This window comes from Marinobacterium sp. xm-a-127, assembly GCF_013283425.1.
Taxonomy (GTDB): domain Bacteria; phylum Pseudomonadota; class Gammaproteobacteria; order Pseudomonadales; family Balneatricaceae; genus Marinobacterium_E.
Genome location: NZ_WBYH01000004.1, coordinates 115,741 through 139,128, shown reverse-complemented (window position 1 = coordinate 139,128; position 23,388 = coordinate 115,741). Strand labels below are relative to the sequence as shown.

Genomic DNA, 23,388 nt, shown 5'->3' with positions numbered 1-23,388 from the left:
TAAAGCAGAAGCCAAAGCAACAAACTAAAGAGCTGCCCATGTTAGAACTTGGTCAGCTTTTTGCACCTCTGGTCTCTGGCTTTTTATTGATTGCTTTCATCTTTATCTCAGCCTTGGCGGTGATCTACACCGCTTACGACTACCGTCGTCTGTTCAATCAGCATCAGGTCCTGGTGCGTCAAAGTGACGAGCTACGCATTGAGTGGGGGCAGCTGTTGCTAGAGCAGTCGGCTTGGGGCGCAAACAACCGAGTTGAAGTGTTGGCAGAGCAGCGCTTAGGCATGAAGATGCCTAAAGCTAATGAGATTAGGCTGGCGATCGATGAGTAACGAAGAGGTGGTACAGACTCAAGCGGCAAAAGGCTGGCGGCTGTGGTTGGTCTTCATTGCGCTCGTGCTAATCTCTGGTGTGATTGTCGCTAAGATGGTGTCGCTCTATACAGCGGAGCAGGCGTTTCTGAAGAAGCAGGGTGATGCTCGATCGCTTCGCACTCGCTTAACGCCTGCGCATCGCGGCTTGATTACCGATCGCCATGGTGACCCCTTGGCGGTCAGTGCACCGGTGGCGACCATTTGGGCTGACCCTAAAGAGACTGATCTACAAAATTCAAACTTGCCTCAGTTGGCTCGTCTGTTGAGTCTTAACCCGCAATCACTACTCAACTCTCTAAAAGAGAATCCATCACGCCGCTTCATGTACCTTAAACGACAGGTGACGCCTGAATTGGCAGAGCATGTGAATGATCTCAATATTCGTGGTATCCATGTCGATCAAACCTTCCGTCGCTTCTACCCGACCGGCGAAGTGTCAACTCACTTAGTTGGGTTCACAAATGTGGACGGAAAAGGGCAAGAGGGCTTTGAGTTGGCCTTTGATGAGATGCTGCATGGCGAACCTGGTCGAGCGCTGGTTCTTCAGGATCGCAAGGGACGCCCCATCAAACACCTAAAATCTCTGCAGGAGGCAGATCCAGGTGAAGATTTAGCGCTCAGTATCGATCTGCGTTTACAGTATTTAGCCTACCGTGAGCTCAAAGACGCGGTTCAGACGCATAAGGCCGATTCGGCATCGGCAGTTATTCTCGATGCTCGTACTGGTGAGGTATTGGCCCTAGTTAATCAGCCCTCTTACAACCCGAACGATCGCCGAAATTTAAACCCTAACGGGCTGCGTAATCGTGCAGTTACCGATATTTTTGAACCGGGCTCAACGATGAAGCCGATCACAGTTGCCGCCGCCTTAATGAGTGGCGATTACCAGTTTGAAGATGTGATCGATACCTCCCCAGGTTATATCCGAGTTCGAGGTTCATCCATTCGTGACCACCGTAATTACGGTGAATTGGATATGACAGGCATCATCACCAAATCGAGTAACGTCGGTGTCGTTAAGCTGGCGCTATCGATGGAGAGTGACGCGGTTCGTAACCTGATGTTTAACATGGGACTGGGTCAGCCCACCAATACCGGTTTTCCAGGCGAGCGCTCAGGTGTGCTGCCTTTCCTAAGTGAACGTCAAGAGGTAGAACGTGCGACCTTGTCCTACGGATATGGTCTATCGGTGACGCCGCTGCAGTTAGCTCAATCGTACATTCCCTTCGCGAATCGGGGCGTCAAACTGCCTGTATCACTTTACAAGTTGGACGAAAAGCCCAAGGGTGAGCGCGTGATGCCAGCCGAGGTGGCTACCCAGGTGCTTGGCATGATGGAAACGGTTGTTACGCCAATTGGTACGGCTAAACAGGCCGCAGTGACCGGCTACCGTGTTGGGGGTAAAACAGGTACAGCTCACAAAGCCGTTGCTGGCGGTTACGCAGAAGATGCCTATGCCTCAGTATTTGCCGGCATCGCACCGATCAGTGATCCTCGAATTGTCATGGTGGTGATGGTCGATAATCCTAAAGGCCAAGAGTATTACGGCGGTGCGGTTGCTGCGCCCGTCTTTTCACGAGTGATGGGCGGTGTGCTGCGCTTAATGAATATCCCACCCGATAACTGGGAAGAGGCAAGTATGCAGGTGGCCTCAAAATGACCCAGTTATCAATGCAGTGGAATCTTAATGAACTCCTAATGCCATTTGGCCTAAGGAGCTCTGAGGTTTCTGTTACGCGACTATCGCAAGACAGTCGTGAAGATCAGACCGGCTCTCTGTTTGTGGCGCGTTCGGGTGCCAACTACAGTGCATGCGATTTCGCTGAGCAGGCCGTTAACAAGGGCGCTAAAGCGGTTATATTGCAGGGTACGGCAGCTGAGGCATCTGAGTTAGCTGAAAAACTGAATGTCGAGGTGATCGCTTGGCAGCCTGAGATCTGCTCTTTGGCTCAGTTGGCTGATCGCTTTTACCGATCACCCTCTCGTTCGATGACGCTGGTCGGTATTACCGGTACCAACGGTAAAACTTCCTGTGCTCACTTCCTCGTTCAACTGCTCTCACAATTGGGCCGTCGAGCCGCTATGTTGGGCACAATTGGTATTGGCTTTTTAGACGATCTTAAGGTCTCTAGTCATACCACGCTGGATCCGATTGCCTTGCAAAGAACTCTGGCTGAGTTGCTTGAAGCGGGCGCTGACAGCGTAGTGATGGAGGTGTCGAGCCACGCCATTGATCAGGGGCGAATCGATCAGCTAGCCTTTGATTTAGTGGCCTACACCAACCTGTCACGTGACCACCTGGACTACCACGGTTCGATGGAAGCTTATGCCGCCGCCAAAGCGAAGTTGTTTGACGCCTATGGGGCACCGCTGCAATTGATTAATGCCGATGATGAGTACGCGGTAACTTTGTTAAATAGGCCAACCGACGCAAGGCGCTTAAGCTTCTCTACGACATCGAAATCAGCGGATGTCGCTTCGTACGACCCTAAGTTTAGTGCCAAAGGACTCTCATTTACGCTAGAGATGATGGATCAAACCATCAGGGTAGACGCACCACTGATGGGTAGCTTTAACCTCTCCAATCTGACTCTGGTGATCGGTGCAGCGGCGATGCTGGGTTATGACCTAAGTGATGTAGAGCGATCTGTCTCTAAAGTTCAGCCGGTGCCGGGTCGTATGGAAGTAGTCTCTAACGCAACCGAGCCTTGTGTCATCGTTGATTATGCCCACACGCCGGATGCGTTAGAGAAAGCGCTAACCGCCTGTCGAGAGCATTTGGCCGGTGGCGAATTGCTGACTCTGTTTGGCTGCGGCGGTGACCGTGATCGTGGAAAACGCCCAATGATGGCAGCCATTGCCGAGCAGTTGGCGGATCGGATTTGGGTGACCAGTGACAACCCTCGCACCGAAAACCCTCAAGCGATTATTGATGAAGTGATGCAAGGTTTTGCTGGCGTTAAGCCTGTCTTTGAAGTGATCGGTCGTGCCGATGCGATTGATCAGATTATTGCTCAGGCATCGGTTAACGACATCGTTTTGATCGCCGGTAAAGGTCACGAAGATTATCAAGAGATCAATGGCGAACGCCTGCCCTTCTCAGATCAAAAACAGGCTCTGTCAGCATTGAGAGGAGGTGTCACACTATGATGCGCGATTACTCTCTGATAGAGCTTGCGGCCGTATTAAACGCTGAACTTAAAGGTTCAGATACAAAGATTGAACGTGTGATTACTGACAGTCGCAAAGCCTGTTCGGGTGATCTCTTCGTCGCTCTAAAAGGAGAGCGATTTGATGCTCATGCGTTCGTTGAACAGGTTAGTCAGCAAGGTGCATCGGCCGCTGTTGTCGATCATCCACTCGAGCTGCCTATTGCTCAGCTAGTCGTAGCCGATCCCCGAATAGCATTGGGACAACTGGGTGCACTGAATCGTCAGCAATTTTCTGGTCAGTTGGTTGCTGTGACAGGAAGTGCCGGTAAAACCAGTGTTAAAGAGATGCTCGCATTGATGTTCTCCTCGCTGGCGCCCACTTTGGCTACTCAGGGCAATTTGAATAATGACATTGGTGCACCACTGACCCTGCTTGAGCTCTCACCCGAGCATCAGTTTGCAGTGATTGAATTGGGTGCTAGCGCAGTCGGTGAGATCGATTACACCGCTGCACTGACTCAGCCAAATATCGCCATTCTTAACAATGCAATGGAAGCCCATGTAGAGGGGTTCGGTAGCCTTGAGAATATCGTGCAGGCTAAGTCAGAGATCTATAACGGCCTCGTTGAGAGCGGAGTCGGAATCGTTAATTTAGATGATCCGCATGCCCAGGTTTGGACAGATAAGCTGGATCGTTTGAATAAGCGCTGGATCGGTTTTGGTTTGAATGAATCGGCAGAGTTATCCGCAACGAATCTGAGAGTGAATGACCAGGGTTGCTTTGGATTTACTCTGACATATCAAGGCAATCAATACGCTGTTCAGCTCTCTGTTATGGGGCGTCACATGGTCTTCAATGCGCTTGCAGCCCTTGCTGCTTGGGTCGCTTCGGGTCAGCCCATTGCCAGCGCAATCAAACCGCTGCAAAACTACACAGGGTTCAAGGGGCGCCTGCAGGTTCATTCACTCAAGCCCTCTCTTGCATTGATTGATGACTCCTACAACGCTAGCCCTTCCGCCGTTAAAGCCGCCATCGATACTCTGATGACTCTGGATGGCGAGCACCTGCTTGTCCTCGGAGATATGGCCGAGTTGGGTGCTGACGCGGAGGCGCTTCATTCAGAGATCGGTCGTTATGCCAAGCAGCAGGGGGTTGATCGTCTGATGGCAACGGGTCCTCTGATGGCCAATGCGGTGTCAGCTTTCGGCGAAGGGGCGAGTCATTTCGCTTCGCGTGATGAATTGATTACTGAGTTAACACATAACCTGCCTAAAGAGGGTGCTCTGCTGGTTAAAGGTTCACGAAGTGCAGCGATGGATCGTGTCGTCGATGCACTAATAGAGATGGAAAAATAGTATGTTGGTCTACTTAGCAGATTACCTTTCTCAGTTTTATAGCGGCTTCAATGTCTTCAAGTACATTACGCTGCGCGGCATTATGGGTGTGTTAACGGCCCTCGCCATGGCGCTTTGGATGGGACCTCACCTGATTAGAAAGCTTCAGATAAAACAGATAGGACAGGCTGTTCGCAACGATGGGCCAGAGTCACACCTAAGCAAAGCTGGCACACCGACTATGGGCGGTGCGCTGATTATTCTAGCGATTATCACCAGTACCTTACTCTGGTCAGACTTAACGAACCCCTATGTTTGGGTGACGCTGTTTGTACTGGTGGTGTTTGGTGCTGTTGGCTGGGTGGATGACTGGCGCAAAGTCATTGAAAAAGACTCACGAGGTCTGCCTGCAAAGTGGAAATACCTGTGGCAATCTGTGGGCGGTGCCGCGGCCGCTGTGGCGCTCTTTTGGTTGGCCGAAACACCCGCTGAAACCGATCTCTTGATTCCGTTCTTCAAAGATACCGCGCTGTCACTGGGTCTGCTTTTTATACCCTTCGCCTATTTTGTCATTGTCGGAAGTTCCAACGCAGTCAACCTAACCGATGGTTTGGACGGCTTAGCCATTCTTCCGACGGTTATGGTGGCCGGTGCACTGGCGGTTTTTGCCTACCTGACGGGTCACGTTAAGTTTGCAGAGTACCTCAATATCCCTTACATCCCTGGCGCCGGTGAGTTGATCATTCTGCTCGGCGCCATTATTGGTGCCGGTTTAGGATTCCTCTGGTTTAACACCTACCCAGCGATGGTCTTTATGGGCGATGTAGGTGCACTCGCGCTAGGCGCTGTATTGGGTGTGGTCGCGGTTATTGTTCGCCAAGAGCTGGTACTTCTCATTATGGGCGGAATTTTTGTGCTGGAAACGGTCTCAGTCATTCTGCAAGTGGCGTCGTTCAAATTGACGGGGCGTCGCATCTTTAGAATGGCTCCAATCCATCACCACTTTGAGTTGAAGGGTTGGCCTGAGCCACGAGTCATCGTCCGTTTCTGGATCATCAGTTTTGTACTGGTGTTGATCGGCTTAGCCTCATTGAAAATACGATAGGAAATAACGTGTCACTGATTACCAGCGATAAGCGCAGAATCATTATTGGCCTAGGTCAAACTGGCCAGAGCATCGCACGCTTCTTTGCAAGTCGTGGTCTGCCGTTTGCCGCTTGTGATACACGTGAGACAGCTGCTGCAATTGATGCATTCCGTCATCAGTACCCTGAAGTTGAGCTACAAACCGGTCCGCTCAATGGTGAATGGCTGAGTCAGGCAGATGAGCTAGTGATCAGTCCAGGTGTCGCTAAAGATCAGCCTGCGATTCAGGCAGCCATAGCATCGGGTGCTAAATTGATCGGTGATATTGATCTGTTTGCTCGCGAGGTAACGGCTCCGATCATTGCGATTACCGGTTCCAATGGTAAAAGTACCGTTACGACGCTAGTTTGGCAGATGGCCGTCGATGCTGGATGCCGTGCAGAGATTGGCGGTAACATTGGTATTCCGGTTCTGGATCTATTAGCCAAGCCGGCTGCCGATCTCTATGTTTTAGAGCTCTCCAGTTTTCAACTTGAAACCACACATGATCTCAAAGCATCAGCAGCGACCGTATTGAACATGTCGGCAGATCATATGGATCGTTATGACGGTATGCAGGGGTATCATGCAGCGAAACACCGCATCTATCGCCACTGTCAGCAGGCGATTTTTAATCGTGAAGATGCTCTTTCAAGACCTCTAGTACCGAACAGCACTAAACAGACCTCCTTTGGTTTGGGAGCGCCCGACCTTAATCAGTACGGCCGATTGATGGTTGAGGGTAAGCCTTGGTTAGCAAAAGGTGCTGAGGCCCTTATGCCAGTTGCCGATATGAAGATGCGTGGCGAACACAATGAGTTGAACGCATTGGCGGCTCTGGCTCTGTGCGAATCTCAGGGACTGAAACTATCGTCCCTTTTAAAGACCCTGTCTCAATTCCCGGGACTCGAACACCGCTGTCAGTGGATTGCAGAGCGAGAGGGTGTCAGCTGGTTCAACGACTCTAAAGGGACTAATCTTGGCGCTACACTGGCTGCCGTTGTGGGTCTTGGAGAGACGCAAGAACGCACACACTCATTAATCTTGATCGCGGGTGGACAAGCTAAAGGTCAGGATTTTTCGGGCCTAAAACTACCTAGCCAACGCTACTTAAAATCACTCATTCTGATCGGGGAAGATCGCCAACAGATGGCCGATGAGATCGGTTTTGAAGCAACCTGTTTTGCCGATTCATTGATGGACGCAGTGCGTTTGGCTGAGTCTCAAGCAGAGTCGGGTGATGCGGTTCTGTTATCCCCAGCTTGTGCAAGTTTCGATATGTTCACAGGGTTTGAAGATCGTGGTCATCAGTTTGTGGCGGCCGTGAGAGAGGTGTTGTCATGCGATTAACACTTCCCCATTTTAGTAAGCTTTGGAATTTTAAATTGCCTGCGGAGCTGCGTGTTCCTCAGGGCACTTTACCTTTCGATCCACTGTTGATGATGAGTATGCTAGCACTGATGCTGACAGGCCTTGTCATGATCTCTTCAGCCTCTATGGATGTTGCAGCGGCTAAATTTGGTGGGCCATTCTTCTTCATTTTTAGGCACGGCCTATTTGTTGTGGCAGCGCTGTTAGTGGTTGCACTGCTGGTGAGAATTCCCATTACTGTTTGGGAGCGTTTCTCAGTCTGGCTGCTCTTCTTGGGACTGTTGTTGCTGTTGATTGTTTTAGTGCCTGGCATCGGCCGCGAGGTCAATGGTAGTCAGCGTTGGATAGGACTGGGTAGCTTCAATCTACAGGCCTCAGAGGTCGCTAAGGTCTGTATGGTGATGTTTATTGCGGGCTATCTGGTGCGCCGTCTACACGAGGTTAGATCGACTTGGAAGGGGGTTGTGAAACCTGCTATTCCACTGGCGTTCTATGTTTTTGCACTCTACCTAGAGCCGGATTACGGTGCCATCGTTGTTACAACTGCAACGGTTATGGGCATGATCTTCCTGGGTGGAATGCGACTGTTACAGTTAGTTACTGTTGTTGGCGTTGTCGGAGTGTTGGTCGGTGCGATGGCGTTGACTCAAACTTACCGTTTGAAACGTCTGCAGTCTTTCTCGGATCCTTGGGCGGATCCATACGGTGCTGGCTATCAGCTCTCTCAAGCGCAGATCGCTTTTGGTCGCGGAGAGTGGTTTGGAACCGGTCTTGGTAACAGCGTACAAAAACTCTTCTACCTACCCGAAGCCCATACAGACTTTGTCTACTCAGTTCTCGCGGAAGAGCTCGGTCTGATCGGTGCCATGGCGGTTGTTGTTTTGTATGTGGTTTTAATCGCTCGAATCTTCTTGATCGGTCGCCAGGCTGAGAAGCAGCAACGCTTTTTTATGAGCTACATCTCCTACGGTTTCGGGTTCATTCTTGCGGGTCAGGCGATGATCAATATCGGTGTGAACGTGGGCGCATTGCCAACCAAAGGTCTGACGTTGCCGCTGATGAGTTACGGTGGTTCATCGCTGATTATCTGTGCGGCGATGATCGCCATCGTGCAGCGCGTGGATTATGAGCTGAAACGTGAGCGTCTGGGGATGAAGCCCGTCGAGAGCCGTTGGAGTCGATTCTGGTCACGCTGGACACAGGAGGCCTCTCATGAGTCAGTCTAAACGCCTACTCATTATGGCCGGCGGTACCGGCGGGCATGTCTACCCAGCACTTGCCGTGGCTGATCTGTTGCGTGCTGAGGGTCACCAGGTGGAGTGGTTAGGTTCTGTTCGTGGCATTGAAAATCGAGTGGTCCCTGAAGCGGGCATTAGGTTGCATGCCATTAATGTCTCAGGCCTAAGAGGGAAAGGCAAACTGAGCCTTATTGCTGCGCCTTTCAAATTAATTAAGGCGCTATGGCAAGCCTATAAGGTAGTAAAACAGGTTCAGCCAGATGCCGTTCTGGGTATGGGTGGTTTTGCGTCGGGGCCTGGAGCCCTGGCCGCTTGGCTACTCAATAAGCCTCTAGTGATTCATGAGCAAAATGCGGTCGCTGGATTGACCAATACACAGTCTCGTCGATTTGCTAAACGTGTACTCCAAGCCTTTCCCAACGCCTTTAAATCGGGCGCACAAGGTGAAGTGGTCGGCAATCCTATTCGTGGCCCTATCTTGGATGTTGCAGCACCTTCTGAACGGTTTGCAGGGCGAAGCGGGGCCATTAATTGCCTAGTAGTGGGGGGCAGTCTTGGGGCATTAGCGATCAACGACTTGGTACCTCAAGCTGTGGCTAGGTTGTCATCTGAAGAGCGTCCCAATCTGTGGCATCAATCTGGACCGACGCACATTGAACGTTGCCAACAGGCTTATGCAGATGCCGGTGTTGAAGCTGAGGTCGTGCCCTACATTGAATCCATGGATGAGGCTTATGCCTGGGCTGATCTGGTGATCTGCCGAGCGGGGGCATTAACCGTCTCTGAAATTGCGATAGCCGGTGTGCCTGCTCTGTTTATTCCCTTCCCTCATGCGGTTGATGACCATCAAACAGCAAACGCTCAGTATTTGGTTGACGCAAAGGGTGCAGACCTAATTGCACAAAAGAATTTAACAGCCGAGGGACTCTCTCTATGGCTGAAACAACATCAATCTCGAACCGATCTGTTGGCCATGGCTAACGCTTCGCGTTCTCAGGCGAAACCAGACGCAACCCGTCAGGTCGCTGATATCTGTTTGGAGGTGGCCCTATGAGCCCAAAAGCCGGACATCGTAAAGAGTATGAAGTGCCAGAGATGCGCCGTATTAACCGAATCCACTTTGTGGGCATCGGAGGTGTGGGTATGTGTGGCATCGCCGAAGTGTTATTGAACCAGGGTTATGCTATCTCCGGTTCTGATATCCGTGAGTCGGCAGTGACCAATCGACTTCAGTCACTCGGCGCGACCATTTTTATTGGCCATGCGGCTGAGAATGTCGAGGGGATAGATGTCCTAGTCACCTCAACAGCGGTCGATCAAACCAATCCAGAAGTTGCCCGCGCCAAAGAGCAGTTAATACCGGTTGTTCGTCGTGCTGAAATGTTGGCCGAGTTGATGCGCTACCGCCATGGGATTGCAGTGGCAGGCACACACGGTAAAACAACGACGACCAGTTTGGTTGCTTCTATTCTCGCAGAAGCGCAACAGTCACCCACCTTTGTGATCGGCGGTCGTCTAACCAGTGCAGGCACCAATGCTCAGCTTGGGCGCAGTCGTTACTTAGTCGCTGAAGCGGATGAGTCTGATGCCTCATTCCTGCACCTGCAGCCGATGGTGGCGATTGTCACCAACATCGATGCTGATCATATGGATACCTACGACGGTGACTTCGGCAAGTTGAAGCAGACCTTTATCCGTTTTCTGCAGAATCTCCCATTTTACGGACTGGCCGTTATGTGTATCGATGATCCCGTCGTGCGCGAATTGATGCCAGAGGTTGGGCGCCCCATGCTCAGTTATGGCTTCTCTGAAGATGCAGACTTCCAAGCTTATGACCTAGAGCAGAATGGACTGCAGAGCCGTTTTAAGGTGAGACGTCCAGGTGGACTAAGTGATCTTTCGGTCTGTCTAAATATGCCAGGACGCCACAACGTATTGAACGCACTCGCTGCAATTGCCGTTGCAACGGATGAAGAGATCGACGATGCGGCGATCTGTCGTGCATTGGAGAAGTTCGAAGGCGTCGGACGTCGGTTCCAAGTATTGGGTGAGCTGCCACTGGAGAGCGGTAGTGTGACACTGGTCGATGATTATGGTCATCACCCACGTGAGGTTCAAGCGGTGATCAGTGCGGTTGAAGAGGGCTGGCCGGGTCGTCGCTTAGTGATGGTCTATCAGCCTCACCGCTACACACGTACGCGTGATCTCTATGAAGATTTTGTTCAGGTGTTGCAACGTCCCGATCAGCTACTGCTGCTTGAGGTCTATGCAGCCGGTGAGGAGGCGATTCCAGGCGCGGACACACGTTCCCTCTGCCGTTCTCTGCGTCAACGTGGCAAAGAGCCCATTTTTGTTGAATCAAATGAGCACATAGCCGAGATGTTGAAAGAGGTTCTGCAACCGGGTGATCTGCTTCTGACTCAGGGTGCAGGGAACATCACAACGCTGGCTCACCAGCTACGTGAACACTGGGGTGAGGTCTAAGTCTGATGGCTGAATCGATTACTAAATACTCCAAACAAGAGCTGCAAAGCCTAGGTCGTGTCGCCGTTATCATGGGTGGCAATGCGTCAGAACGTCAGGTATCTCTGAACAGTGGTAATGCGGTATTAGCGGCGCTGCAGAGTGCCGGTGTCGATGCGTTCGCACTGGATTTGACAGGTAATGGACAGAACCCATTAACTCAATTAGTGGAAACCGAATTTGATCGCGCGTTTCTGATTGTCCACGGGCCTGGTGGAGAAGATGGCCAGCTACAAGGCGCTCTTGAACTGATTAATAAGCCTTACACCGGCAGCGGCGTCGCAGCCTCTGCGGTGGGAATGGATAAGATGCGCACCAAGCAGCTCTGGTTAGGTGCCGGTCTACCCACTCCAGCCTATGCGTCGCTTTGCCCAAGCAGTGACTTTGATCAGATCGTTGAGGATCTCGGACTGCCTCTGATGGTGAAACCCGCTAATGAGGGGTCGAGTATTGGCATGAGTCGTGTCAGCAGCGCTCAAGAGTTACGTGATGCTTATGCTGTGGCGGCTCAGTTTGATAGCCGAGTGATCGCCGAACAGTGGGTCAATGGTCCTGAGTTCACCGTCGCAATTCTAAATGGCCGTGCACTGCCCATTATTCGCCTTGTGACACCCCATGAGTTTTACGACTTCGATGCTAAGTACCAAGCGAATGACACTCAATACCTGTTTGATACCGGTTTGGATAACGAGCAGATCGAAGAGATGCAAGGTCTGGTTGAGCAGGCTTTCCATGTAGTCGGTTGTAGTGGTTGGGGGCGCGTGGATTTGATGATGGATCAAGCGGGTCAGTTTCAGTTGTTAGAGGTCAATACCACACCGGGCATGACCGATCACAGTCTGGTGCCTATGGCGGCAAAACAGGCCGGAATTAGTTTTAGTGAACTCTGTGTCGAAATTGTGATGGAGGCTCGATAGTCGTGGCCTTCAGCCTACCTTGGAAAAAAACGATCCCCACTCAAGTGGCTGAGATCGTTGAGACTCAACAGTCAGCTGCGCAAGAGGCGGAGATCCTCTTTGAGCGAGCTGATCGTTTGGTTGAGTCCGAGGTGGCAAATGAGTCGGATTGGATCTGGAAGCCGGTGTTGGTACTGACCATCTGCGGGATTTTGCTGTCACTGATATTCACAGCGGTTCGCGAGTATACCCAGTGGTTGAATCGTCCTGTAGAGACCGTTGTTGTCGATGGAGCAACCCGTCACATCGATAAAACTGTCATCGCGAATCAGGTAGCAGCGGGTATCAATGGACGCATTTTGGAGCTCGACCTTGGCGCCATTCAAGAGCGACTTGTTGAGGAGCCATGGATCAATGAAGTTGAGGTGCGCCGAGCTTGGCCACCGGCTTTACAAGTGAAGTTGATTGAAGAGGTTCCTGTTGCACGTTGGGGAAATCGAGGCTTATTGAATCACCAGGGTGACATCTTCTGGCCAGAGAGGGTCGATGCTTATCAAGCCCTGCCCGAGTTGTCAGGACCGTCCCACGAGACGGTTCGAATTATGCAGCAGTTTAGGGATCTAAACTCACTGTTTATTCGATCGGGTATTACCTTGGCTGGACTGGAGTTGGAGTCTCGAGGTGCTTGGACACTGCATCTCAATAATGGAATCAAAGTGGTCGCAGGTCGAGATGACCTGATGCCCAGACTAAGGCGCTTCATACAGGTCTATGAAACGCAGCTGGTTAAGCAGCAAGAGTCAATTGAAGAGGTTGATATCCGTTACACCAATGGTGTGGCGGTTAAATGGAAAAAGGGTTCAGGAACCAAGCGTTCCTAAAACAGGTTTTCACGACTCAATCAGCAGAATTTGAGCGAGGGTATTTAAATGCTTCATCTCTATTGGGGAATAGAGTTGAAAGGGGGAGAGAAGATGTTTCAGTTAATTGATCAGGCTGCAGAAGGCGCAAAGATCAAAGTGGTCGGCATCGGGGGTGGCGGCGGTAACGCGGTTGCTCATATGCGTACACAAGCCATGGATGGGGTTCAGTTTATCTGTGTGAATACTGATGCCCAGGCGTTGAGTGATATTACTTTGAGTGAGGCGCTGCACATTGGTCGCGAAACGACCAATGGTCTTGGCGCGGGTGCTAATCCAGAGGTTGGGCGTGCCGCGGCTCAAGAGAGTCGAGCTGCGATTGCTGAACAGTTGGCGGGTGCCGATATGGTGTTCATTACGGCCGGCATGGGCGGTGGTACAGGTACCGGGGCAGCGCCAGTGGTTGCCGAGGTTGCACGTGAATTGGGTGCGCTGACGGTTGCGGTCGTGACTAAGCCGTTTAAGTTTGAAGGCAAGAGCAGAATGCGCATTGCGGATCAGGGTATCTCTGAGCTTAAAGAGGCGGTTGACTCGTTGATTATAATTCCCAACGAGAAGTTGATGAGCGCGCTTGGTAGTAAGGTGACGTTGATCAAAGCCTTTGCGGAAGCCAATAATGTTCTTAAAGGGGCGGTCGAGGGCATTTCTGATCTGATCACTCGTCCTGGTATGATCAATGTCGACTTTGCCGATGTACGTACTGTGATGACAGAGATGGGCATGTCGATGATGGGCACTGGCCGAGCATTAGGTGATGAGCGTGCTCGAATTGCGACAGAGCAGGCGGTTCAAAGTCCTCTTTTAGAAGGGGTTGATCTTAAAGGGGCTAAGGGTGTCTTGGTCAATGTAGCGGCAGGCAAAGATCTAAGCCTGGGTGAGTTTTCGGAAGTGGGTGATCTGGTTGCAGAGTACGCCGCTGAAGATGCCACTATCGTGGTCGGCACGGTAGTCGATGAAACTCTGGGAGACGAGATTAAGGTTACGGTTGTAGCAACAGGGTTAAGTTCTACTCAGCAGAGCGTTATACCGGAACCTGTGTTGGTTGTTGAAAACAGAGAGCCTAAAGCGAAATTGGACATCAATACGTTCGAGCTTCCGGAGATTCTGAAGCGAACTAATCTTGAAGCTCTGCTGGATAAGCCGGAGCCTGAAGATCCCTACGCGGATCTCGATTACTTAGATGTTCCGACCTATCTTCGTCGCTGAACGGAACCTGAATATTTTTTGAGTAAACGCTAGGAAGCGGGGTGGCTTTCCTTTATGATGTGCTGTTAATACGTCATAACTGGATTGGTTGCCCCCGCGGATGATTAAACAGCGCACACTCAAAAACAGCATTAAAGCGACAGGTATCGGCCTGCATTCAGGTCAAAAAGTCTACCTGACCTTGCGCCCAGCCCCTGTTAATACGGGTATTATCTTCCGTCGTGTGGATCTTGATCCCGTGGTTGAAATCCCTGCTGTTGCGCACAATGTCTCTGACACCACGCTGTCTACCAACATCTCTATGGGCGGCGCTCGTGTCGCGACGATTGAGCACCTTCTATCTGCTCTGGCGGGACTTGGTATCGATAATGCCTACATCGAGTTGAGTGCTGAAGAAGTCCCTATTATGGATGGCAGTGCCGCTCCTTTTGTTTTCTTGATTCAGTCTGCCGGTATTGAAGAGCAGAACGCGCCTAAACAGTTCATCCGTATCCTTAAAGAGGTTCAGGTTGAACACGAAGGTAAGATTGCTAAATTCCTTCCGTTCAATGGATTTAAAGTCGGCTTTCAGATTGAGTTCGATCACCCAGTATTTGAAAACCGTACTCAGCATGCTGCCCTCGATTTTTCGAGCACCTCCTTTGTTAAAGAGGTGGCACGTGCGCGTACTTTTGGTTTTATGCGTGATATCGAATACCTACGTTCTCAAAACTTGGCGTTGGGTGGCAGCTTTGATAACGCAATCGTTGTTGATGACTACCGTATCCTCAATGAAGATGGCCTTCGTTACGAAGATGAGTTCGTTAAGCACAAGATTCTTGATGCAGTCGGTGATCTCTACCTACTCGGTAAGAGCTTGATCGGTGAGTTCTACGGCGATAAATCAGGTCACTTCCTGAATAACCGTCTGCTTCGTACGCTTCTAGAAGATGAATCTGCATGGGAAGTGGTGACCTTCGAAACTGACGATCACAAAGCCCCCATTTCATATCAGCGTCCAGCAGCTGCTGTCTGATTGAACAAAACATGTTATAAAACAGGGCCGACTTAGATCGGCCCTATTTTTTTGCAAAATAGCTAAGGGTTTACTCAGTAAAAGGTTGTTTTTAGGCTGAGTGCCCCCATAAAAAACTTAATTAATAATGACTCACTAGTTGACCCAATCATGCTTACCTCTTTCCTCTCTAAAATTTTCGGCAGTAAAAACGATCGTGAACTTAAACGTATGGGCCGCATCGTTAAACAAATTAACGAACTAGAACCCGAGTTTGAATCACTCAGTGACGAGGGGATCAAAGAGAAAACGGCTCAATTTAGAGAGCGACTCGAACAGGGAGAGTCTCTAGATAAGCTCCTACCTGAAGCCTTTGCCAACTGTCGAGAAGCGTCAAAACGCGTGATGGGTATGCGCCACTTCGACGTTCAGTTGATCGGTGGTATGACACTGCATGATGGCAAAGTGGCTGAGATGCGCACCGGTGAAGGTAAAACTCTGGTCGCTACGCTTGCGGTCTATCTAAACGCAATCTCTGCCAAAGGTGTTCACGTCGTAACCGTCAACGACTATCTTGCAAGTCGTGATGCAGAGTGGATGCGTCCACTCTACGAAGCACTGGGTCTATCAGTGGGTGTCGTTGTGTCAGGTCAGGATGGTGAGACCAAACGCGCTGCCTATGCCTGTGATATCACCTACGGTACCAATAACGAATTTGGTTTTGACTACCTGCGCGACAACATGGCGTTCAATCTGACCGATAAGGTTCAGCGTGATTTCAACTTTGCCGTGGTCGATGAGGTGGACTCGATTCTGATCGATGAAGCACGTACCCCGTTGATCATCTCAGGTCCTGCTGAAGACAGTTCAGAAACCTACAAAGCGATCAACACACTGATTCCACATCTGACTCAATTTGAAGGTGAGATTGATGTCAAAGATGAGACGCAGGTGATCAATGAAGATTTCCACGTCGATGAGAAGAACCGTACCGTTGAGTTGACCGAAGCGGGTCATGAAAAAGTTGAAGGCATGTTGATCGAAGCGGGTCTTCTTGCGGAAGGCGATAGTCTCTATGCTCCGCAGAACCTAACCCTGCTGCACCATGTCCTAGCGGCACTTCGCGCACACCACCTGTTTGTTAAAGATCGTGACTACATCGTTCAGGGTGGTCAGGTTGTCATCGTCGATGAGCATACCGGTCGTATCATGGCGGGCCGTCGTTGGTCAGAAGGTCTTCACCAAGCTGTTGAAGCGAAAGAGGGTGTTGAGATCCAGATGGAGAGCCAAACCCTAGCGTCGACCACCTTCCAGAACTACTTCCGTCTCTACAACAAGCTATCGGGTATGACCGGTACAGCGGATACGGAAGCGTTCGAGCTACGTCAAATTTATGGTCTGGACGTAGTGGTAATACCTACTAACCGTCCGATTCAACGTATCGATTACAACGATCTGGTCTACTTGTCGATCGAGGATAAGTTCGAAGCGATCGTTAAAGAGGTTAAGCACTGCCAAGAGCAGCAACGCCCAATTCTAGTGGGTACTGCGTCAGTCAGCTCTTCTGAACTTCTTTCGCAGATGCTTGATAAAGCAGGCATCAAACATAACGTACTGAACGCCAAGCAACACGACCGAGAAGCGGGTGTCATCGCTGAAGCGGGTCGTCCAGGTGCAGTCACCATTGCAACCAATATGGCCGGTCGTGGTACCGATATCATGCTTGGCGGTAAGCTTGAAGTTGAACTTGTAGCCCTAGGTGAAAATGCTACAGAAGAGCAGATCGAAGCCGCTAAAGCGGATTGGTCTAAGCGTCATGAAGCTGTGCTTGAAGCGGGTGGTCTGCACATCATCGGTACTGAGCGTCACGAGTCTCGTCGTATCGATAACCAGTTGCGTGGTCGTGCTGGCCGCCAAGGTGATCCAGGTTCGTCACGTTTCTTCCTGTCACTTGAAGATGACTTGATGCGTATCTTCGCTTCCGATCGTGTTCGTAACATGATGAAAGCGCTAGGTATGGAAAAAGGCGAAGCGATTGAGCATAAGATGGTCTCCAATGCCATTGAGAAAGCTCAGCGTAAAGTGGAAGGCCGAAACTTCGATATTCGTAAGCAGTTGCTTGAGTATGATGATGTTGCTAACGACCAGCGTACCGTCATCTACGATCAGCGTAATGAGTTGATGTCGAGCGATGACATCTCTGAAACCATCGATGCAATCCGTGAAGAGGTGGTTAACGACACCATCAGCACCTTTATTCCACCTGAGTCACTCTCTGAGCAGTGGGATATCCCGGGTCTGGAAGAGGAGATCAAAACACGCTTTGCCGTTGAGATGCCGATTCAGCAGTGGCTAGATGAGGACGATAACCTCTACGAAGAGACTCTGCGCACACGCATTCTTGATCAGATTGTTGACGTGTATCGCCAGAAAGAGGCGTTGGTCGGAACCGAATCCTTCCGTAACTTCGAAAAGCAAGTGATGCTTCAAGTATTGGATCAGTTGTGGAAAGAGCACCTGCAGACGATGGATCTACTTCGTCGTGGCATCCACCTACGTGGTTATGCTCAGAAAAACCCGAAACAGGAGTACAAACGTGAGTCGTTTGAACTGTTCCAGGGGCTTCTAGAGAACATCAAAGCCGACGTTGTTCGTATCATCAGCCACGTTCAAGTGCGTGCTCCTGAAGATGTTGAAGAGATGGAGCGTCAGCGTCGTGAAGCGGCTGAGAAACAGGCTATGGACTTCAAACACGATGCTGCGACGGGAATGCAGGGTGAAGAGACTGATAGCGGTATTGAAGGCGAAGAACAACCAGCAACCTTCAAACGTGATGATCGTAAAGTAGGGCGTAACGAACCTTGTCCTTGTGGATCAGGCAAGAAATACAAAGCCTGTCACGGTAAGATCTCTTAAGCAAAATCGATCATTAAAGGCTGCTCATTGAGCGGCCTTTTTTGTGCGCGTTACTTTCGATCGGTTATTTTCTAGCCGTTATTTTGAAGGGTTAAGCAGAGAGAGTCGACAATCTCTCAATCTGTCTGCGACGCAACTCAGATCCTAGCTCGGCACCCGAGAATCCATCAGCCATCACCTGTTTTGGCTGAACAGCTGCGACTGACTCAACGGCTGTCGCTAAGTCAGCAGAGTTGAATCGGTTATCCTGCTGCAGTGCGTCGTGAATATGGATCAGAGGCTCAGCGGCGGTGGGTTGCTTGATCAATTTAAGATCGTTGATTAACTGAAGTTTTTGTTCGGCATCAGCTGTTGGGAAATTCGACAGAGTCGCTGAGTGTCTAGAGAAGGCAATCGCTAGCGATTTGAAACGGTTGGGGACTTTGAGTTTGAGCGCTAAGGCGTCAACCTCCTCGGTGCTCAGATTCGCAAGGTGGCACAACAGAGCAAATCGCTCCTCAGCCGCTTCAAGGAGTGGACTATCGACGCTATGCAAATCCTGCAACGCAATCCTGTCCAGTGGTGCCAGCAGGTAGTTGGCATGACTCTTTGCTAAGGTAGTTAAGAACTGACTGGGTGTCTTAGTATTTAGCGCTCGCTCAAACTCCTGCCAAACCCGCTCTGTGGTCAGATGGTCCAGCTCACCCGAGGCGCTCATACCCTGCATTAATGCTAGGGTCTCAGGTGCGACTTTGAAACCAAGGTGGGCAAAACGCGCATGGAAACGGGCCACACGAAGTACGCGGAGGGGATCCTCTAAAAAGGCGTCAGAGACGTGCCTGAGTAGGCGAGCATTTAGATCTTTTTGGCCGTTGAATGGGTCGGTAATGACGCCAGTATCACTCTTGGCCATCGCATTAATCGTCAGGTCTCTCCTGAGTAGATCCTCATCCAGGGTGACGCTTGGATCAGTATGGAAGGTGAACCCTTTGTAGCCGCGGCCACTTTTGCGTTCGGTTCTGGCTAAGGCATACTCTTCGTGCGTTTCAGGATGGAGGAAGACGGGAAAGTCACTGCCAACCGGCCTATAACCCGCTTCAAGCATCGCTTCTGGTGTGGCACCGACGACGACCCAATCTCGGTCTTTAACCTCAAGACCGAGTAGTTCGTCACGCACAGCACCACCCACCAGATAGATCTGCATGGTTAACCTTTTTCGCAGTGCTCAGGGAAGGCCAATACCCAGCGTTCAAAACCGCCATCAATGCTGTAGACCTCTTCAAAGCCACGCTCACAAAGGAAAGCGGCTGCAGATTGGCTGCTCATACCGTGGTAACAGCAGACAAGAATGGGCGAATCGAATTCGTGGCTATCGATGAACTCTTGTAGGTTGTCATTGGTTAGATTAACAGCGCCTTTGATGTGATTGTTGGCAAAGCTCTGTCCATCACGAATGTCGGCTACAACGGCGCCTTTCTCAATGAGTTCTAGGGCATCTTTTGCAACGACGTGTTTAAATTGATTCATTTAGTATCCTTAGTCATTCTTAACGATTTAACTCTTGGCTTGAGATCGAGAAGATCGATCCATCCTCTAGTCTCAAAGCCGTTAACTCTCCGCCCCAAACACATCCGGTGTCGAGAGCGTAATGATTGGGTGCCACTCGCAGCCCTAATGCCGCCCAGTGACCGGTAATCTGTTTGTGAGAACTGACCTGTGTCGGTAGTTCAAACCAGGGGAGGAAACCCTCAGGCTGTTCGTCTAATCCACCGTTTGCGTCAAAGTCCAATTTACCAGAGGGTTTAATATAGCGCATGCGGGTGAAGTAGTTAGTGATCGTTCGCAATCGATCGAAGCCAATGATCTCATCTTTCCATTTGGCGGGTTTATTGCCATACATCTGTTCGAAATAGTGGACGGACAGGGTGCTGTTTAAGCAATCAGTCACCTCTTTCGCCAGTTGCTCAGCTTGTTCTAAGGACCAGATGTGGGGAATGCCTGCATGGGTCATCACATAGCCTAAGGCGTCGCAGCGTTGAATCAGTGGTTGTTGTATAAGCCAACTCAGTAACTCATTGCGATCTTGCGCCTGCATGATCGGTTTTAATGTTTTTCCTACCTTTCGATCGACACCTGAGGCAAGTGCTAACAGGTGCAGGTCATGATTGCCAAGAACAATGCGCGCGCGAGGTCCAAGTGATTTTATAAATCGCAAAACCTCTAAGGAGTCAGGACCTCGATTAACCAGATCGCCAGCAATCCATAGCTGGTCATCTTCACTGAATTGGAGTGAATCAAGTAGGGCGATCAGTGTTCGATAGCACCCTTGAATATCTCCGATGGCATAGGTCGACATTGCGTTGTTAAAACCGCTTAGTTAGGCTGAAAGGCCATAGCATATAGGAATTCTTCAGTGGACCCAAAAGGATGATTGATCACTCGTTTAGCGCAGTCTGCAATACGAGCACTAAACTGCTAATCCTAGGCTCACTGCCTGGTAAAAAATCGATCGCTGAGCAGCAGTACTATGCCCACCCTAGAAATGCGCTTTGGCCTATTCTGTGTGACTGGCTGCAGATGCCAAATTCAATGAGTTACGAACAGAAGTTGGCCGCAGCCTTGGAAGGTGGGATTGGGTTTTGGGACGTCGTTGCTGAAGCCGAACGGCCGGGATCACTGGATTCAGATATCAAGTCATCGACTGTTCACTACAATCCAATTGATCAACTCATCGAGAGCTTGCCCAAGTTGAAGTGCATTGTTTTAAATGGCGGGGCAGCGATGAGGCTATTCAAACGAGCTGGGTTTGATCAGTTTGCTAAAGCAAAGGGGATAGACTTTTTTCAGCTGCCGTCGACCAGTCCGGCGCATGCATCGATGACCTTAGATGAAAAAAGAGTTGCGTGGCACTCTGTGCTGATCGACACTCTGAAAGAGTAACGTACATCCATTCGATATTATTGGAGGTGTTTGTATGGCATTAGCTACATTTGCTGCAGGTTGTTTTTGGGGTGTTGAACTGCGATTTTCCGATTTGACGGGTGTGACCGGCACTCAAGTGGGTTACATGGGCGGTGCTCTCGATCAGCCGAGCTACCAGGATGTCTGTACTGGCCAGACGGGTCATGCCGAGGTGGTGCAGATCGAATTTGATGAACACCTTATCGCGTATGAAGCCCTTTTAGACTCTTTTTGGCAATGGCATGATCCCACCACGCTGAATCGACAGGGACCTGATGTTGGCACGCAATATCGTTCAGCGATCTTTTATCAAGATGATACGCAACGCATCTTAGCGGAGCAGTCAAAAGCGGTTCTTGGAACCAGTGGCGTGTTTGCGAACCCTATCGTGACTGAGATTGTGCCGGCTCAAACCTTCTGGCCTGCAGAAGAGTACCATCAACAATATCTTAAAAAACGAGGCGCCTCTGCATGTGGAATTTAGCCACATCCAACCAATCCGCTCTTAAGTTGATTATTGGTAACCACAACTACTCAAGCTGGTCACTGCGTGCTTGGTTTTTTATGAAGCGATCAGGCCTCTATTTTGATCTGGAACGTTTAGCCCTGTTTGAGTCGGACTTCCATGAAAAACTCTCCCAATACAGTGATGCAGGGCGTGTGCCGGTGCTGATCGATTCTGAGCTTCAGGTTTGGGATTCCCTAGCAATCTGTGAATACCTCAGTGAAGCGCATCTAGCAGGATTAGGTTGGCCAGAATCCCTGCAAGATCGTGCTAAAACGAGATCCATAGTCTCTGAGGTCCACTCTGGTTTTGCCAATCTAAGGCATGCGCTACCGATGAACTGCCGTGCACAGCGATCGATCAGTGTGTCTGAGACGGTGCGATCAGAGATTGAGCGTATTGATCAGATCTGGAGTGATCCTTGGTTCATTAATGCTCGCGAGAAGGGAGTCGACTTAGGTATACTAGATGCATTCTTTGCACCGATTGCTTCTCGTTTTCATACCTATCAGATCGAACTGACAGAGCCTGCCTCACAATACCGAGATTGGCTGCTGCAGACCCCAGAGTTGATGGAGTGGTATCAACTAGCCTCAGAAGAGACTGAGGTGATTGAAGACGAAGAGGTAGGTACACCTCTTTAACTCGATTGATGCCACGCGCGTCATTTGGAATGGTATGAACACCAAATCTCCCGTGAAGCCAGAGTTTTTGCTCTTGATGGCCGCTTTGCAATGTCTAATGGCGCTCTATGTCGATGCGATGTTGCCTGCCCTGCATGAAATTGGATCTGATCTTAACGCCCTCGACAACAACCGTTATCAGTTTGTTATTACTAGCGTTATGTTGGGTCTGGCTGTAGGGCAGTTTTTCTATGGCCCCCTTGCCGATGCCTGGGGTCGAAAGCCTGCGGTCTATCTTGGCTTTACACTGATGCTGATCGGCACCCTGATCTCTCTGTTTGCAGAGACCTTTGAGGTCATGTTGGTGGGACGAGTGTTACAGGGGTTAGGTGCAGCGGGTCCGCGTGTTGTTACCATGGCGATTGTGCGTGATAAATACGTTGGGCGCGACATGGCGCGTGTGATGTCACTGATCATGACCATCTTTATATTCAGTCCCGTTGTGGTCCCTATGCTGGGCCAACTGGTATTGCTTGTCGCCGATTGGCGAGCAGTGTTTGGCATGCTGTTGGTGCTGACAACGGCGGCCTGGATCTGGTTTTCTCTACGCCAAGAGGAGACGCTTAATCCAGAGCATCAATCGACTCTCTCCTTTAAACCAGTGATGAAGGCGATGCGTCAGGTTGTGACGACCCGCGAAGGGTTTATCTACACCTTTGCCGGCGGCTTGGTACATGGATCATTGATTGGCTTTTTGGTCTCCGTACAGGGGATACTTCAAGGCATCTACGATACTGGCGCACTCTTTCCGGTCTACTTTGCAATGATGGCGCTTGGGGTTGGGATATCCTCTTTCATGAACTCAAAGCTGGTCTACCGCTTTGAGCTCAGAAAGTTGGTCATCTTTGTCATGGCGTTATCGGGTCTAATTTCATTGCTAGAGGCGATCGTCATTGGTGCTTGGCAGCTGACGGTTCCTCTACAGGTGTTTATCCTGATGATGATTGTTACGACCTTCTTTTTTGGCTTGTTGTTCGGCAACCTCAACGCGTTGGCAATGGCGCCCTTCGGTAAAATCGCAGGTGTCGCTTCAGGCACTATTGGGGCCTTTACCATGTTGCTGGGTGTCTTGGTTGGCTCGCTGATCGGCATGCAGTTTGATGGCACTGTTCTGCCTCTACTGATCGGATTCGCGGTTACAACCCTATCAGGCTTAATGTTAGTGATTCTCTTTTCAAAACCCAGAGTGCAACGTGTTGAGGTGCCACACTGA

The 23,388-nt window shown here is 50.4% G+C and carries 21 protein-coding genes; 18 read left to right on the top strand and 3 right to left on the bottom strand.

The features are described 5' to 3' along the window. The first annotated feature begins 38 nt into the window (after positions 1-38). The 14 genes from ftsL to secA all read left to right on the top strand — a co-directional run bounded on the left by ftsL (position 39) and on the right by secA (position 18,047). Positions 39-329 (top strand): cell division protein FtsL, encoded by a 291-nt coding sequence (ftsL, locus tag XMA127_RS08495; RefSeq protein WP_173481281.1) that lies wholly within the window; start codon positions 39-41, stop codon positions 327-329. Then, positions 322-2,031 (top strand): penicillin-binding protein 2, encoded by a 1,710-nt coding sequence (locus XMA127_RS08490; RefSeq protein WP_173499136.1) that lies wholly within the window; start codon positions 322-324, stop codon positions 2,029-2,031. Before ftsL ends, XMA127_RS08490 begins: the two co-directional genes overlap by 8 nt. After that, a complete protein-coding gene (locus XMA127_RS08485; protein WP_254443123.1) occupies positions 2,028-3,521 on the top strand; it encodes a UDP-N-acetylmuramoyl-L-alanyl-D-glutamate--2,6-diaminopimelate ligase in 1,494 nt (497 codons plus the stop codon). The genes XMA127_RS08490 and XMA127_RS08485 overlap by 4 nt, the downstream gene beginning before the upstream one ends. Beyond that, entirely contained in the window at positions 3,518-4,879 is a 1,362-nt protein-coding gene (gene murF / locus XMA127_RS08480) for a UDP-N-acetylmuramoyl-tripeptide--D-alanyl-D-alanine ligase (protein WP_173481279.1), read from the top strand. The genes XMA127_RS08485 and murF overlap by 4 nt, the downstream gene beginning before the upstream one ends. A gap of 1 nt (position 4,880) precedes the next feature. Next, complete coding sequence (gene mraY, locus XMA127_RS08475; RefSeq protein WP_173481278.1) at positions 4,881-5,963, top strand: phospho-N-acetylmuramoyl-pentapeptide-transferase; 1,083 nt, start codon at positions 4,881-4,883, stop codon at positions 5,961-5,963. A gap of 8 nt (positions 5,964-5,971) precedes the next feature. After that, on the top strand, positions 5,972-7,333 hold the full coding sequence (murD, locus tag XMA127_RS08470) for a UDP-N-acetylmuramoyl-L-alanine--D-glutamate ligase (protein WP_173481277.1): 1,362 nt from the start codon (positions 5,972-5,974) through the stop codon (positions 7,331-7,333). Further along, positions 7,324-8,580: a putative lipid II flippase FtsW gene (gene ftsW, locus XMA127_RS08465; RefSeq protein WP_173483063.1), complete on the top strand. Its 1,257-nt coding sequence runs from the start codon at positions 7,324-7,326 to the stop codon at positions 8,578-8,580. The genes murD and ftsW overlap by 10 nt, the downstream gene beginning before the upstream one ends. Further along, a complete protein-coding gene (gene murG, locus XMA127_RS08460) occupies positions 8,567-9,646 on the top strand; it encodes an undecaprenyldiphospho-muramoylpentapeptide beta-N-acetylglucosaminyltransferase (RefSeq protein WP_173484338.1) in 1,080 nt (359 codons plus the stop codon). The genes ftsW and murG overlap by 14 nt, the downstream gene beginning before the upstream one ends. Then, positions 9,643-11,076, top strand: coding sequence for a UDP-N-acetylmuramate--L-alanine ligase (murC, locus tag XMA127_RS08455; RefSeq protein ID WP_173484339.1), 1,434 nt, complete (start codon positions 9,643-9,645; stop codon positions 11,074-11,076). The genes murG and murC overlap by 4 nt, the downstream gene beginning before the upstream one ends. A gap of 5 nt (positions 11,077-11,081) precedes the next feature. Next, positions 11,082-12,032 carry a D-alanine--D-alanine ligase gene (locus XMA127_RS08450; protein WP_173484340.1) on the top strand — a complete coding sequence of 317 codons (951 nt, stop codon included), beginning with the start codon at positions 11,082-11,084 and terminating at the stop codon, positions 12,030-12,032. Positions 12,033-12,034: 2 nt separating this feature from the next. Continuing rightward, a complete protein-coding gene (locus XMA127_RS08445; protein WP_371731526.1) occupies positions 12,035-12,892 on the top strand; it encodes a cell division protein FtsQ/DivIB in 858 nt (285 codons plus the stop codon). Between the two features lie 93 nt (positions 12,893-12,985). Further along, positions 12,986-14,137 (top strand): cell division protein FtsZ, encoded by a 1,152-nt coding sequence (gene ftsZ, locus XMA127_RS08440; RefSeq protein WP_173483061.1) that lies wholly within the window; start codon positions 12,986-12,988, stop codon positions 14,135-14,137. A 100-nt stretch (positions 14,138-14,237) separates the two neighbouring features. Beyond that, complete coding sequence (gene lpxC / locus XMA127_RS08435) at positions 14,238-15,152, top strand: UDP-3-O-acyl-N-acetylglucosamine deacetylase (protein ID WP_173484341.1); 915 nt, start codon at positions 14,238-14,240, stop codon at positions 15,150-15,152. 150 nt (positions 15,153-15,302) lie between these two features. Further along, complete coding sequence (gene secA, locus XMA127_RS08430; RefSeq protein ID WP_173484342.1) at positions 15,303-18,047, top strand: preprotein translocase subunit SecA; 2,745 nt, start codon at positions 15,303-15,305, stop codon at positions 18,045-18,047. Positions 18,048-18,138: 91 nt separating this feature from the next. Here the strand turns inward: secA and XMA127_RS08425 are convergent, their stop codons facing one another. From XMA127_RS08425 to XMA127_RS08415, 3 genes are read right to left on the bottom strand one after another with little or no spacing between them, the layout of a single operon-like run. Then, on the bottom strand, positions 18,139-19,230 hold the full coding sequence (locus tag XMA127_RS08425; protein ID WP_173481269.1) for a hypothetical protein: 1,092 nt from the start codon (positions 19,228-19,230) through the stop codon (positions 18,139-18,141). A gap of 2 nt (positions 19,231-19,232) precedes the next feature. Further along, a complete protein-coding gene (gene glpE, locus XMA127_RS08420) occupies positions 19,233-19,553 on the bottom strand; it encodes a thiosulfate sulfurtransferase GlpE (protein WP_173481268.1) in 321 nt (106 codons plus the stop codon). Between the two features lie 19 nt (positions 19,554-19,572). After that, the gene (locus tag XMA127_RS08415; RefSeq protein WP_173481267.1) at positions 19,573-20,382 is read right to left on the bottom strand and encodes a symmetrical bis(5'-nucleosyl)-tetraphosphatase; all 810 of its coding nucleotides are present in this window, start codon (positions 20,380-20,382) and stop codon (positions 19,573-19,575) included. Between the two features lie 71 nt (positions 20,383-20,453). Between XMA127_RS08415 and XMA127_RS08410 the strand changes: the two genes are divergently transcribed. From XMA127_RS08410 to XMA127_RS08395, 4 genes are read left to right on the top strand one after another with little or no spacing between them, the layout of a single operon-like run. Further along, on the top strand, positions 20,454-20,966 hold the full coding sequence (locus tag XMA127_RS08410; protein ID WP_173483060.1) for a DNA-deoxyinosine glycosylase: 513 nt from the start codon (positions 20,454-20,456) through the stop codon (positions 20,964-20,966). A 34-nt stretch (positions 20,967-21,000) separates the two neighbouring features. Then, positions 21,001-21,471, top strand: coding sequence for a peptide-methionine (S)-S-oxide reductase MsrA (gene msrA / locus XMA127_RS08405; RefSeq protein ID WP_173481265.1), 471 nt, complete (start codon positions 21,001-21,003; stop codon positions 21,469-21,471). Next, on the top strand, positions 21,459-22,136 hold the full coding sequence (locus XMA127_RS08400) for a glutathione S-transferase (RefSeq protein WP_173481264.1): 678 nt from the start codon (positions 21,459-21,461) through the stop codon (positions 22,134-22,136). Before msrA ends, XMA127_RS08400 begins: the two co-directional genes overlap by 13 nt. Positions 22,137-22,170: 34 nt before the next feature. Beyond that, positions 22,171-23,388 carry a multidrug effflux MFS transporter gene (locus tag XMA127_RS08395; RefSeq protein ID WP_173484344.1) on the top strand — a complete coding sequence of 406 codons (1,218 nt, stop codon included), beginning with the start codon at positions 22,171-22,173 and terminating at the stop codon, positions 23,386-23,388.

What these genes read in the sequence shown, in the direction of transcription:
- XMA127_RS08400 (WP_173481264.1), top strand. Translation starts at nt 21,459, where the DNA reads ATGTGGAATTTAGCCACATCCAACCAATCCGCTCTTAAGTTGATTATT.
- XMA127_RS08490 (WP_173499136.1), top strand. Translation starts at nt 322, where the DNA reads ATGAGTAACGAAGAGGTGGTACAGACTCAAGCGGCAAAAGGCTGGCGG.
- murF (WP_173481279.1), top strand. Translation starts at nt 3,518, where the DNA reads ATGATGCGCGATTACTCTCTGATAGAGCTTGCGGCCGTATTAAACGCT.
- murC (WP_173484339.1), top strand. Translation starts at nt 9,643, where the DNA reads ATGAGCCCAAAAGCCGGACATCGTAAAGAGTATGAAGTGCCAGAGATG.
- lpxC (WP_173484341.1), top strand. Translation starts at nt 14,238, where the DNA reads ATGATTAAACAGCGCACACTCAAAAACAGCATTAAAGCGACAGGTATC.
- ftsW (WP_173483063.1), top strand. Translation starts at nt 7,324, where the DNA reads ATGCGATTAACACTTCCCCATTTTAGTAAGCTTTGGAATTTTAAATTG.
- ftsL (WP_173481281.1), top strand. Translation starts at nt 39, where the DNA reads ATGTTAGAACTTGGTCAGCTTTTTGCACCTCTGGTCTCTGGCTTTTTA.
- mraY (WP_173481278.1), top strand. Translation starts at nt 4,881, where the DNA reads ATGTTGGTCTACTTAGCAGATTACCTTTCTCAGTTTTATAGCGGCTTC.
- XMA127_RS08395 (WP_173484344.1), top strand. Translation starts at nt 22,171, where the DNA reads ATGAACACCAAATCTCCCGTGAAGCCAGAGTTTTTGCTCTTGATGGCC.
- ftsZ (WP_173483061.1), top strand. Translation starts at nt 12,986, where the DNA reads ATGTTTCAGTTAATTGATCAGGCTGCAGAAGGCGCAAAGATCAAAGTG.
- glpE (WP_173481268.1), bottom strand. Translation starts at nt 19,553, where the DNA reads ATGAATCAATTTAAACACGTCGTTGCAAAAGATGCCCTAGAACTCATT.
- XMA127_RS08425 (WP_173481269.1), bottom strand. Translation starts at nt 19,230, where the DNA reads ATGCAGATCTATCTGGTGGGTGGTGCTGTGCGTGACGAACTACTCGGT.
- secA (WP_173484342.1), top strand. Translation starts at nt 15,303, where the DNA reads ATGCTTACCTCTTTCCTCTCTAAAATTTTCGGCAGTAAAAACGATCGT.
- XMA127_RS08415 (WP_173481267.1), bottom strand. Translation starts at nt 20,382, where the DNA reads ATGTCGACCTATGCCATCGGAGATATTCAAGGGTGCTATCGAACACTG.
- msrA (WP_173481265.1), top strand. Translation starts at nt 21,001, where the DNA reads ATGGCATTAGCTACATTTGCTGCAGGTTGTTTTTGGGGTGTTGAACTG.
- XMA127_RS08410 (WP_173483060.1), top strand. Translation starts at nt 20,454, where the DNA reads ATGATTGATCACTCGTTTAGCGCAGTCTGCAATACGAGCACTAAACTG.
- XMA127_RS08450 (WP_173484340.1), top strand. Translation starts at nt 11,082, where the DNA reads ATGGCTGAATCGATTACTAAATACTCCAAACAAGAGCTGCAAAGCCTA.
- XMA127_RS08485 (WP_254443123.1), top strand. Translation starts at nt 2,028, where the DNA reads ATGACCCAGTTATCAATGCAGTGGAATCTTAATGAACTCCTAATGCCA.
- murG (WP_173484338.1), top strand. Translation starts at nt 8,567, where the DNA reads ATGAGTCAGTCTAAACGCCTACTCATTATGGCCGGCGGTACCGGCGGG.